The organism is Rhodobacter sp. NTK016B (assembly GCF_017303295.1).
In the GTDB taxonomy this organism is placed as follows: domain Bacteria; phylum Pseudomonadota; class Alphaproteobacteria; order Rhodobacterales; family Rhodobacteraceae; genus Pararhodobacter.
The window spans coordinates 359,600-371,873 of record NZ_JAFKOK010000002.1 but is presented as its reverse complement, the minus strand read 5'-3'; the positions used below and the strand labels follow the sequence as shown (position 1 = coordinate 371,873).

The window sequence follows — 12,274 nt, the reverse complement described above, 5'->3', positions numbered from 1 at the left end:
GGGAAACCTCGTCAGAACCAGCGACCGATTGCGCAGGCGAAAATCGTTTTGCCGGTGGTCGCGCCGGCGGCCGAGGACGACCACGGCATCAACAGTACAGCATTGTTGTCGGGCAGGCCGCGCGGGCGGCAGCCGGTGATCCAGTCATTGCCGATATGCGCGGTGGCTGTGACGCAGGGCGGGGCGGAAAAGACTGCGGCATAGGTCCATGTCGCAGCCGAGGCGCGGCGAAACAGGGCGCCTTGGGCAGTGCTCCAGGCGGTCGCCGTATCATCGATGGCGTGCCAGCAGATCTGTGTGCCGTCGGCCAGCCGGACATAGCTGCCATTCGTGTTCGCGCCGCGCTCGATAACCGCGCCGGTGGGAACGCCCGCCGACTGGCCGACCGGACCCACCAGATTGTGCGAATGCACCAGCTGCGCCCAGGGATGCCAGACGCCGCTGTCGTTCTGCGACCGCACGCCCCAGCGATTACCCAACCCGCCATTCGACGCGATCTGTGCGCGCCGGGTGCTGCTGCGCTGGAACGCGAGCAGCGCGCCCGCGCCGCCGAGAAAGCCGGGGGTATTGGCCGTCGCGCCCCCGAAGGCCCAGAAACCCAGCCCCTCGATCGCGTCGAGATCGGTGTTCTCGGTGGTTCCGCTGCCTGCTGAAATGCGTGTGTCGCCGACCTTCAACAGCCGTCCGGGGGTGGCGTCGGTGGCGCTTTGGGTGATCGCGCTGCCGCTGGCAAGACCGGTGAGCGCAGGCGCGGCAAGGGTCTTGTTGGTCAGTGTCTCGGTCCCCGCCAGCGTGGCCAGCGTGCCGGTGGTCGGCAGGGTCAGCGCGCTGGGCGCTGAGGTGGTCAGCGTCAGCGCATGGGCGCCCGAGCGCGCCAGCGTTGCGCCCGCCGGATTGGCCGTCCCGGTGCCACCGGACGACGGCGGCAGCGGCGCGTCCAGAGAGAGCTGGCCTATCGTGGCCGCACCGGTCGCGGCATCGATCCCCAGCGCGGTGGTCCAGCCGCTGCCATCGGGCGAGACCTTGATGGCGAAGTCGTCGTCCCCCGTCGTGCCCATCTCGGCCCGGCCGGAATAGCCGGTCTGGAACATGAGCGACGCGGTGTCGCCGCTGGCATCCTTGTTCAGCTTCAGCTGGTGGTCGCTGCCCGCATTGTCGAGCAATGTCGCCTCGGCCTTCACCGACAGCTTGTTGGTCGCGTCGTAACTCGTATTGACGCCAAGGCCCGGCAGGTTCTGCAAGTCGGGCAGGCCGGACGCGATCCAAGCTGTTCCGTTCCAGACCCGCACCTCGCTGCCCATCGCGCCGCGCCAGCCGGGGCGCGGGGTGATGAACAGCCAGCCGCCATTCGACCACGCCGCAAGTTCGCCGTCATGGCCGACCCAGTCATTGACCGCACCATTGCCCACCGCCCAGACCTGCCCGTCATCGGGGGCAAGCGGTGGCGTGGTCTGAGAAAAGGATTGCAGCACAAGCTGGACGATCAGGTCCAGCGCCTCGAGCGCGGCATTATGGGTGACGTGCTTTTGTGCCTGAGACGCCTGCAGATAGGGCAGTGTCAGGTTGGTGGATGTCTCGTCCATCGGTGGGCCTCCTGGTCGGGGCCGGACAATGGCGGGCAAGTGCTAAGACGGTGCGAGGTGACAGCGGCGGGGCGTTAACCCCGGCGCGGTGCAACGGGGCGGGGCTCTATCCCAGTCGCGCGCGCAGGGTTTCCAGCCCCTTGCCCAGCAGGGCCAGTGCGGCGTCGGGGCTTTCGGCCTCGGCATAGAAGCGCAGTTCGGGCGCGTTGCCCGAGGGGCGCAGATGCACGATACGGCCCGAGGCCAGCGTCAGCCGCAGCCCGTCGGTCGTATCGGTCCCGGCAAGGCTTTCATCGCCGAATTCCGCAAGGAACCCGGCCTGCGCCGCCGCATCGGTGCTGAGCGCGGCCACCAGCGCGGCCGAGGCTTCGGTCGGAACCTCTTGCAGCCTGTCGGCGGCGGTGAAGCGTGCGGGCTCGGCCGCCACGCGGGCACTCAACGGCCCGGCTCCGGCTGCGACGAGCGGGGCGATGATCGGCAGATGGCTGTCGCGGGTCATCAGCGCGGGCAGGGGGCCAGTGGGGACTTTGGCCTCAAAGCCCAGCAGAAAGCCGCCATTTGCCTCATAGCCCACAACCTTGGTGCCCGGCACGCGCTCCATCCCGGCGATGACAAAGGGCGAGCCGATCTTCGTTCGGATCACCCGTAGTCCCAGCGTATCGATGCCGGTATTCGACGAAACCGGCGTCACGGCAATCTCGGCGCCCAGCAATTGCGCGGTGATCTGACCCAAAACGTCACCCGGCACCACCTGCCCGGTTTCATCCGTCACCAGCGGGCGGTCGCCATCGCCGTCGGTCGAGACGATGGCATCCAGTCCCTGCGCAGCGGCGGTATCGCGCAGGAAGGCGCGCACAGCCTCGGGGACCGCTTCGGTATCGACCGGGATGAAGGTATCGGACCGCGCGACCTCAACGACATCGGCGCCGAGCGACTGCAGCGTGTCGATCAGCAGGTCGCGGCCTACGGCGCTGTGCGACCACACACCGACGCGCTTGCCCGCCAACGCCTGCGCGCCCAAGGCAGTGACATAGCGCGCAACGAAAGCCGGGCCGGGATCGGCCTGCGCCAAGGCGCCCTTGGGGCCAGTGGGAGCCGTGGCATCCAGCGCGGCCAGGATCGCCGCCTCGTGCGCCTTGGTGATCTCTCCCCCAGGCGTGTAGAATTTCAGCCCGTTGCGATCGGCGGGAATGTGGCTGCCGGTGACCATCACCGCCGCCGCCCCTGCGCCCATCGCCGCCAGCGCCAGCGCCGGGGTCGGCACCGCGCCGCAATCGGTGACATCGACGCCCGCCCCCCGCGCCGCCGCGATCACGTCGCCGGCGATGCGGGGCGAGCTGTCGCGCAAATCGCGCCCCACGAACAGACCCGTCCCGACCGGACAGGCGCGCAGGAAGGCCGCGACATGCGCGCCGATCAGGTCGGGCGTCAGCTCGACGACCAGCCCGCGCAGGCCCGAGGTTCCGAATTTCGGCGCCATAGCCTTACCCCTTCGCGCCCTGTCCGCGGGCATAGACATCCTCGTAGCGGATGATGTCGTCCTCGCCCAGATAGGCGCCGGTCTGCACCTCGATCAGGACCATCGGCAGCTTGCCGGGATTCTCCATCCGGTGCTTGGCACCCAGCGGGATATAGACCGACTGGTTTTCCGAAACGAGCTTCACCTCGTCGTCGATGGTCACCTTCGCGGTGCCCTCGACAACGATCCAGTGTTCGGCCCGGTGGTGGTGGCTTTGCAGGCTCAAAGCGGCGCCCGGATGGACATGGATGCGCTTGACTTGAAACCGTCCGCCCACGACGAGGCTTTCATACCAGCCCCATGGCCGGAAATCGCGCGGCAGCGTTTCGGCCTGCGGTACCTGTCGTGCCTTGAGCGCGCTCACCGCGTTCTTCACATCCTGTGCGCGGTCCTTGTGGGCGACGAGAACCGCGTCGGGCATCGCCACGACCACCATGTCCTTCAGCCCGATCCCCACGACCTGCAGCGCGTCATTTTCCGACCGCAAGAGCGTGTTTTCGCAATCGATCGACAGCGCCTCGCCCGAGGTGACGACGCCGGTCGCGTCGCTCTCGCCCTCGCGCCAGACGGCTTCCCAGCCGCCAAGATCGGACCACACCCCGCCATAGGGCACGACGCTCAGGTTATCGGCCTTTTCCATCACCGCGTAATCGATCGAGATATCCTCGATCCCGCCCCACGCCGTGGGGTCGAGCCGGGTAAAGGACAGGTCTTCCTGCGCGGCGTCAAGCGCGGCGCGCACCTGCGTCAGGATCTCGGGCTGATAGGTTTCGAATGCCTCGATCAGCACATCGGCTCGGAACAGGAAGATGCCCGCGTTCCACAGGTGCCTGCCGCCATCAAGCATGACCTGTGCGGTGGCAAGGTCGGGCTTTTCGACGAAGCGCGAGAGCGGCATCGCCTCGGGGCTGAAGCCCGCATCCGGGCGGGCGCTGAGCTCAAGCCAGCCATAGCCCGTCTCGGGGCGGTCCGGGCGGATGCCGAAGGTCACGATCTGGCCCGCCATCGCCGCACCGGTCGCCGCCGAGACCACATCGCGGAACCGCGCGGCATCGGGGATCACATGATCCGAGGGCGCCACCAGCACCAGCGCATCGCCGCCCACCTGCAGCGCGGCGGCAAGGATGGCGGGCGCGGTGTTGCGCGCTGAAGGTTCGATCAGGATCGCGCCGGCCTCGATACCGACCTGCGAGAGCTGTTCGGTGACAATGAAACGGAAATCGCCCCCCGTCACCACCACCGGCGCGGCGAAGCCCGACCCCGACAGCCGCTGCGCCGAGGTCTGGAACAGGCTGTTCTCGCCCGTCAGGGGCGCGAATTGTTTCGGGTAGGACTTGCGCGAGAGGGGCCAAAGGCGCGTGCCGGAGCCGCCACAGAGAAGAACAGGATGGATCAGCATTCGGGGATTCCGAGAACTCGTATGAATAGCAGGACCGGCACCGGGGATTCGGACCGTGAAACGGAGGTATGGCCCCGCAATGTGAACGGGATTTCTGGCAACAAATTGTTCAGTAACCCACATTCCCGCCAAAGTTTCCGACAATTCCGGAACCGCCGCGACAGGGCTTTGTTGTGCCGCCATCCGCTGGCGCGCCGGGCCGGTCGGGCGTCGGCGCCCTGGCGATTAGGACAGAGTGGAACCAGACGCGGAATCGTTACGTTTTTCATGTCTCAGTGGATCTTTGCGATGCCATTTGACGGTGGGCGAGGTCTTGCTGCAGGTGCGAAATAGCATGGGGGCGAGCCTAGACAGAAAATCGGCTGACTGATATGCAAACCGGGCACATTTGACGTGCCTTCTTTTCTCATCATGCCGCTCGTTTTAGCGGCGAAAGCATAGCGAATAATGGTCCAGATTGACTCTACAAAATTGCCCGGCGTCCTTGTCGTCACGCCGCGACGGTTCGGCGATGCCCGGGGCTTCTTTTCCGAAACCTGGAACCGCAAGGCGCTTGAGGGCGCGGGGGTGACCTTGCCCGAATTCGTGCAGGACAACCATTCCTTCAGCACCGCCAAGGGTACGCTACGCGGCCTGCATTATCAGTCGCCCCCCCATGCGCAGGGCAAGCTTGTGCGCTGCGGGCGCGGCAGCCTGCTTGATGTTGCGGTGGACGGGCGCAAGGGCTCGCCGACCTACGGACAATGGGTGGCCGAGGAGCTGAGCTACGAGAACGGGCGTCAGCTCTGGATCCCGGCGGGTTTCCTGCATGGCTTCGTCACGCTCGAACCCGATACCGAGATCATCTACAAATGCACCGATCATTACGCGCCCGAATGCGATGGCGCGGTGCGGTTCGACACGGTCGGGATCGACTGGGGCTTTGATGCCGAAACGGCCGTGCTGTCTGACAAGGACGCCGCCGCCACTCCTTTCGCCGACTGGCAATCCCCTTTCGAATGGAATGACGGATGAAGATTCTCGTAACCGGTGGGGCCGGGTTTATCGGCTCTGCCGTTGTGCGCCAGGCCATCCGCGATGGCCATTCGGTCGTCAATCTGGACGCCCTGACCTATGCCGCCTGCCTTGAAAACGTGGCGGGCGTCTCGAACGCGCCAGGCTATGCGTTCGAGCATGCCGATATCCGCGACCGCGCTGCACTGGACCGGATCTTTGCTGCGCATGAACCCGACGCGGTGATGCATCTGGCGGCGGAAAGCCATGTCGACCGCTCGATCGATGGCCCCGGCGATTTCGTCGAGACCAACATTACCGGCACCTACAACATGCTGGAAGCCGCGCGCGCCTACTGGACGCGGCAGGGCAAGCCCGAGAGCTTCCGCTTTCACCATATCTCGACCGACGAAGTGTTCGGCTCGCTGCCCGCCGATCCCTCGGTCAAGTTCACCGAAGACACGCCCTACGATCCGCGCAGCCCGTATTCGTCGTCCAAGGCGGCGTCCGACCATCTGGTCCGCGCGTGGCATGAGACCTATGGCCTGCCGGTGGTGCTGACCAATTGTTCGAACAATTACGGGCCGTTCCACTTCCCCGAAAAGCTGATCCCCGTGGTGATCCTGAACGCGCTCGCGGGCAAGCCGCTGCCGATCTATGGCGACGGCTCGAATATCCGCGACTGGCTGTTTGTCGAAGATCACGCCGACGCGCTGCTGCTGGTGCTGGAAAAGGGCGCGCTTGGCCGCAGCTACAATATCGGCGGCGAGAACGAGCGGACCAATCTGGAACTGGTCAAGACGCTGTGCGCCATTCTTGATGCCAAGAAACCCAAGGCGCAGGGCTCGTATGCCGATCAGATCACCTATGTGACCGACCGGCCGGGCCACGATGCGCGTTATGCCATCGACCCGTCGCGCATCCGTGAAGAACTGGGCTGGCGCCCCTCGGTCACGGTGGAAGAGGGGCTTGAGCGGACCGTGCAATGGTATCTCGACAACGAAGCATGGTGGCGCCCGCTGCAAGAGCGCCACGGCGTCGGCGAACGTCTGGGGGTCAAGGCATGAGCATTCTCGTCTTTGGATCGACCGGACAGGTCGCCACGGAACTCAAGCGTCTTGCACCGGACGCGACCTTTCTGGGCCGCGCGCAAGCCGACCTGTCGGACCCCGATGCCTGCGCCGCCGCGATCCGTGCCGCCCGGCCTGAAGCGGTGATCAACGCCGCCGCATGGACCGCCGTCGACAAGGCGGAATCCGAAGAACCGGCGGCTGAGGTTGTCAACGGCGACGCGCCGACTGCCATGGCGCAGGCCTGCGCCGAGCTGGGCATTCCCTTCGTCCATATCTCGACCGATTACGTCTTTGACGGCTCGGGCGAGGCGCCCTTCACGCCCGATCACCCGACCGCACCGCTGGGCGCCTACGGGCGCACCAAGCTGAAGGGCGAAGAGGGCGTCCGCGCGGCGGGCGGCATCCATGCGATCCTGCGCACAAGCTGGGTATTCTCGGCCCATGGTAACAATTTCCTCAAGACCATGCTTCGACTGGGGGCCGAGCGCGACGGGCTGACCGTCGTTGCCGACCAGATCGGCGGCCCGACCCCGGCTTCGGCGATTGCCGAAGCCTGCCTTGCCATCGCTGCGCAACTGAGCGTCGATGCGTCGAAATCGGGCACCTACCACTTTTCGGGCGCGCCCGATGCAAGCTGGGCCGATTTCGCGCGCGAGATCATGGAGCAGGCGGCGCTCGACTGCACGATCACGGACATTCCCAGTTCGCAATTCCCAACCCCCGCGAAACGCCCCGCCAATTCGCGCATGGCGTGCGAGACGCTGGCCGTTTTCGGCCTGTCACGGCCCGACTGGAAGGCCGCGACGACCCAAGCCCTCAAGGACCTCGGAGCGATCACATGACCCAGCGCAAGGGTATTATTCTGGCCGGTGGCTCGGGGACCCGTCTTTACCCGATCACTATCGGCGTCTCGAAGCAGCTTCTGCCGGTCTATGACAAGCCGATGATCTATTACCCGCTTTCGGTGCTGATGCTCTCGGGCATCCGCGAAGTGGCGATCATCACCACGCCGCAGGATCAGGAACAATTCGTGCGCGCGCTGGGCGATGGCTCGCAATGGGGGATGTCGCTGACCTTCATCACCCAGCCCTCGCCCGACGGGCTGGCGCAGGCCTTTATCCTGGCCGAGGATTTCCTCGATGGCGCGCCCTCGGTTCTGGTTCTGGGCGACAACATCTTCTTCGGTCACGGCCTGCCCGAGCTTCTGGCCTCGGCCGACAAGAAGGAAAGCGGCGCGACGGTCTTTGCCTACCGCGTCAGCGACCCGGAACGGTACGGCGTGGTTGCCTTCGACAACGACCGGAAGGTCAGCCAGATCGTCGAAAAGCCCAAACAGGCGCCGTCGAACTACGCAGTGACCGGGCTTTACTTCGTCGATGGCGACGCGCCCGAACGCGCGAAACGCATCAAGCCCTCGCCACGCGGCGAGGTCGAGATCGTCGACCTGCTGCAGGGGTATCTGGACGAAGGCGCGCTGACCGTCGAACTGATGGGGCGCGGCTATGCGTGGCTCGATACCGGCACGCATGGTAGCCTGCTGGATGCGGGCAACTTCGTGCGCACGCTGCAAAGCCGTCAGGGTCTGCAGACCGGCTGCCCCGAAGAGATCTCGTTTTCCAAAGGCTGGATCTCGGCCGACCACCTTGCCAATCTGGCGCGGCCACTGGCCAAGGGCGAGTATGGCCGGCACCTGCTGGCCATCGCCGAAGAGCATCGCTCAAGATCCTGATGCCCGGCGAGCACGTCCCGGTCATCTGCGCGGTGGTATCGTGGCGGGGCATGCATGACGCTGCCGCCGCGATCGCCTCGGCGCTGGACGGCGTGCTGGATGGGGTGCTGGTCATCTATTCGAACCCCGAAGGAGCCGAGGAAACCGGCGCGGGCCAGTGGATCCGCGCCGACGAGGCCGATTTCTTCGGGCGCAAGTTCCAGCGGCTTGCCGCTGAGATCCCGCCGGGCGCCTCGATGCTGCTCATTCAGGCCGATGCGGGCTGCGACGACTGGCCCGCCCTTGCGCGGCGCTGGGCCGATCTGCTGGGGCGCCATCCGTCGATCGGCGTCTGGACACCCGAAATCGACAATACCGCCTATCCCTTCTCCCTGACCGCGCGCGGCGCATGGGACGAAGACGGGCTTTTCGACGTCGCTCAGACCGACGGGATCGTGCTGGGCCTTGCGCCTCGGGTACTCGACCGGCTGCGCGGGCTCGATTACGGCGAGAACAATCTCGGCTGGGGCATCGACTGGGCGGCAATGTCGTTTTGCGCCACGGCCGGGTTGTCGGTGGTGGGCGATACCCGCGTTCAGGTCTCGCATCCCCCTTCGCGCGGGTATGAGGGCGACGCGGCGGGCCGTCAGATGAACGCCTTCCTGACCCAGCTCACCCCGTCCGAGGCCGGGATCCGCGACCGCGTGCAGCGCGATCTGACGCTGGCGGGGAAAGAGCGCAGCGGCAATGTCCATATGCTCGTCTCGGCCTATCGGCACGACGCGGACGATACCGACGCTGTCGATCTGGCGCGGCTGGCCGAGACCGTCGCCGGGCTGCAACTGGTCGCGGGCAATCTGATGGTCGCGCCGCGCGACCCGGCCCAAGCGCCCCTGATGGTTGAGGTCGATGGCGAACCCCTGCCGCTTGCCCCGGTCGCCGCAGCCGCCGTGCCGGTCGTGGTGCCGCTCGCGCCCTCGGTTCCCTCGGGGGTGGTCTGCCGCAATGTCACGGGCCAGCGCTGGAGCTGTCCGGGGCAGGCCACATGGAGCCTGACCTGTCCGCCCACAACCGGTCCGGTACGCGTGCCGCTTTGTGCGCCGGTGACGATCCCGCCCGGCGCGGGGGATGTGACGCTGCTGTTGGGTCTGGGGGTGCATCGCGGCTTCGGCGATCTGCAGGTCGAGTGGCACGATCTCGACGACCCCGGGGCCGCCACACGGCACTTCGTTAAACTCGACCCGGTCTTTTCGGGCACCCGCGACAGGGGCGATTATCAGGCGGTCAGCCTGCGTATCCCGGCCTCGGGCGGGGCGCGGCTCATGTCGCTGACGCTGTGCGTCTGGCCGGTCAATCCCGCGCCCAGAGACCCGCTGGTCTACTTCGTGACCGCACCGCTGCTGATGCCCACCCCGCTGGCCGAGGCGCCCGAAACGCCGCTGGTCGTGACCGCGCCGGATGCCGTGGCACCCGGAACATGGCGACAGACGCGCATTCCGCCGGGCGCGTCCTGTGTGGATCTGGTCGCAGGCGAGCACCGCGTGCCGATCTTGCGCGCGGGTACCGTCCGCGCGCAGGTCCGGGCAACAAAGACGCCCGGTCGGTTCGAAGCCCTCTCCGACCAGCCCTGTCCCGCGCTTCTGTGCCTCGACGGCCGCCCGACGCGCCGCCTGTGGCTCAGCCCGTTCCCCACCCCCCTGACACTGCCGCGCTTTCCCGGCGGCAAAGGCGTGGCGCTGTGCGATCTGACCGGGAGCGCGGTCCTACGGTGAGCATTTAGGGCTTCGACCACTGCGCGATTGGGCAGCATTGGCTTGCGCGCTGGCCCGGCAATGCCTACGGTCTGAGACAATTCCTGCCTGCATTCCGGAAGGTCGATATCCAGACGTTGCGGGAGTTCAGCATCGCGACATATGCAGGGAGTCGCGATAGCGAATTTGAAGGCTAGTCATAGGATTACACTTTGGCCGAACACAAAATTCTATTCCTTGGCGATAGTCATAGCCATTGCATCAGGGATGCCCTCGCGCAGGGACTCGCCGACACGCAGGGCTGCACGGTGAGCGTGGACAGGATCCAAAGCGTCAAGAACGGCAAGGTCATCGGTGACCGTTCGTTGAACGAGATTATCGAGGCCTGTAAAGACCTGACGCCGGACGACCTGCTTGTTTCAGTCATCGGTGGAAACCAGCACAGCGTTACCGGGTTGGTGCAGCACGATGTTCCGTTCGATATTCTCGAGCCGGATGAGCCGGCGCCGACGGATGCTTCGGGCGTGACTTACGTTCCGCGTAGCAGTGTGTTCGCCACGTTCGAGCGCGGTCTGCGCAGCAATGATTGCCAACGGATCCTTCAGCTTGCCAAAGCGGGACCACAGCAGACCGTCCACATGGCCGCGCCGCCGCCGAAGGAAGACGACGCGCATATCATGAAGCGTTTCGAGACGAAGTTCATCGAAATGGGTCTGGCCGAGCGCGGTCTTTCTCCCAAGCCGCTGCGGCGCAAGCTGTGGCGCATTCAGAACGATGCCCTGCGTAAGATCCTGAGCGAAGACGACATTGAGCTTTTGATGCCCCCGGCAGAGACCGTCACGGAAAGCGGATTTCTCGAGCCGGCATTCTACGCCAACGACGCGACTCATGCCAATCCGGCCTATGGCGCGCTTTTGATCGAGCAGGCCGTTGCCTGGATCAAAGCCCGGCAATCGGCGGCCAATCCAGCCTGATCCGGGGTTGTTATCCCGGTTGTGATGCCGAAACGGCATCCGGGGGCCTATGGTTGTTGGAAGCAAGCAGGATAAGTGCACCACGCGAAAGCTGGTGCAAGCACAACATATTCGAGGTCCTGAAATGACTGACCATCCCTATAAATCCCTTCCCGACAAGGCGTTCTGGCGGCGGTCAGTGGCGCGGCCGAAATTCTCGGCAGTTGATCCAGTGGGAGAGTTCTCACTGACGATCGAGAAGGACACCAAGGTCGCCACGGCCGGGTCCTGCTTCGCCCAGCACGTCGCTCGCCATCTGGCGCAGTCCGGCTTCAACTATTTCGTGGCCGAAGAGGGGCATCCGATCCTGCGGGGGCCGGTCCGGGCCGCGCATAACTACGGCACGTTCTCGGCGCGCTATGGCAACATCTATACCGCGCGTCAGCTGCGCCAGCTGATGGATCGTGCCTATGGTCGCTTTTCGCCGGCTGAGGCTCCGTGGACCGACGCCGACGGCACGGTGCGTGACCCGTTCCGCCCGACCATCCAGCCCGGCAATTTCGCCTCGGTCGCCGAGATGGAGGTCGATCGCGAACAGCATTTCGCCGCCGTGCGCCGGATGTTCGAGGAACTCGATGTCTTCGTCTTCACGCTCGGCCTAACCGAATGCTGGGAAAGCCTTGAAGACGGCGCGGTCTTCCCGCTCTGCCCTGGGGTCGAGGGCGGCGACTTCGATTCCGAGAAATACGCCTTCCGCAATCAGGGCGTGGCCGAGATCGTCGAGGATATGAATGCCTTCATCGAGGCCCTGCGCGCGGTCAATCCCACGGCGCAGATGATTGTCACGGTCAGCCCCGTCCCGCTGATGGCAACCGCGACCGAGGGCGCGCACGTGCTTTCGGCGACGACCTATTCCAAATCTGTCCTGCGTGTCGCCGCCGATATGCTGACGCAACAGCACGACTTCGTGCATTACTTCCCATCGTTCGAGATCATTACCGGCCCGCATGCGCGCGGCGCCTATTACGCCGATGATCTGCGCAACGTGACAGAGGCTGGGGTCAACCACGTGATGCGGCTGTTGCTGAAACACGCGACGGGCACCATCGTCGAGGCGCCCGAAGACGATGAAGCACCCAAGGCGAAACCGGCCAAGAGCACGTCCCAGTCTGAAGTCGCGCCCGAGGCGGAAGAAGCCGACGATGCCAGCCTTGCTGCGGCCCGAGCCTTTGTCGAGGTGGAATGCGACGAGGCGGCGCTCGACCGCTCGTAAGCGCAGGGGCGCCGGTCCGTCC

At 65.6% G+C, this 12,274-nt stretch carries 10 protein-coding genes; 7 read left to right on the top strand and 3 right to left on the bottom strand.

The features are described from left to right. Nucleotides 1-11: 11 nt before the first annotated feature. The 3 genes from JI664_RS04120 to JI664_RS04110 form a co-directional block, all read right to left on the bottom strand. Nucleotides 12-1,583, bottom strand: coding sequence for a DUF2793 domain-containing protein (locus JI664_RS04120; protein WP_207012450.1), 1,572 nt, complete (start codon nucleotides 1,581-1,583; stop codon nucleotides 12-14). Between the two features lie 106 nt (nucleotides 1,584-1,689). Further along, nucleotides 1,690-3,063, bottom strand: coding sequence for a phosphomannomutase (locus tag JI664_RS04115; protein WP_207012449.1), 1,374 nt, complete (start codon nucleotides 3,061-3,063; stop codon nucleotides 1,690-1,692). A gap of 4 nt (nucleotides 3,064-3,067) precedes the next feature. After that, nucleotides 3,068-4,501 carry a mannose-1-phosphate guanylyltransferase/mannose-6-phosphate isomerase gene (locus tag JI664_RS04110; protein WP_207012448.1) on the bottom strand — a complete coding sequence of 478 codons (1,434 nt, stop codon included), beginning with the start codon at nucleotides 4,499-4,501 and terminating at the stop codon, nucleotides 3,068-3,070. Nucleotides 4,502-4,948: 447 nt separating this feature from the next. On the opposite strand from JI664_RS04110, the gene rfbC reads away from it, so the two are divergent. From rfbC to JI664_RS04075, 7 genes are all read left to right on the top strand, one after another. Beyond that, nucleotides 4,949-5,515: a dTDP-4-dehydrorhamnose 3,5-epimerase gene (gene rfbC, locus JI664_RS04105; protein WP_207012447.1), complete on the top strand. Its 567-nt coding sequence runs from the start codon at nucleotides 4,949-4,951 to the stop codon at nucleotides 5,513-5,515. Then, the gene (gene rfbB, locus JI664_RS04100; RefSeq protein ID WP_207012446.1) at nucleotides 5,512-6,561 is read left to right on the top strand and encodes a dTDP-glucose 4,6-dehydratase; all 1,050 of its coding nucleotides are present in this window, start codon (nucleotides 5,512-5,514) and stop codon (nucleotides 6,559-6,561) included. Before rfbC ends, rfbB begins: the two co-directional genes overlap by 4 nt. Then, nucleotides 6,558-7,409: a dTDP-4-dehydrorhamnose reductase gene (gene rfbD / locus JI664_RS04095; protein WP_207012445.1), complete on the top strand. Its 852-nt coding sequence runs from the start codon at nucleotides 6,558-6,560 to the stop codon at nucleotides 7,407-7,409. The genes rfbB and rfbD overlap by 4 nt, the downstream gene beginning before the upstream one ends. After that, nucleotides 7,406-8,296, top strand: coding sequence for a glucose-1-phosphate thymidylyltransferase RfbA (gene rfbA / locus JI664_RS04090; protein ID WP_207012444.1), 891 nt, complete (start codon nucleotides 7,406-7,408; stop codon nucleotides 8,294-8,296). Before rfbD ends, rfbA begins: the two co-directional genes overlap by 4 nt. Next, nucleotides 8,296-10,047 (top strand): hypothetical protein, encoded by a 1,752-nt coding sequence (locus tag JI664_RS04085; RefSeq protein WP_207012443.1) that lies wholly within the window; start codon nucleotides 8,296-8,298, stop codon nucleotides 10,045-10,047. The genes rfbA and JI664_RS04085 overlap by 1 nt, the downstream gene beginning before the upstream one ends. Nucleotides 10,048-10,238: 191 nt before the next feature. Continuing rightward, entirely contained in the window at nucleotides 10,239-11,000 is a 762-nt protein-coding gene (locus JI664_RS04080; RefSeq protein WP_207012442.1) for a hypothetical protein, read from the top strand. Between the two features lie 124 nt (nucleotides 11,001-11,124). After that, a complete protein-coding gene (locus tag JI664_RS04075) occupies nucleotides 11,125-12,252 on the top strand; it encodes a GSCFA domain-containing protein (protein WP_207012441.1) in 1,128 nt (375 codons plus the stop codon). Nucleotides 12,253-12,274 lie beyond the last annotated feature (22 nt).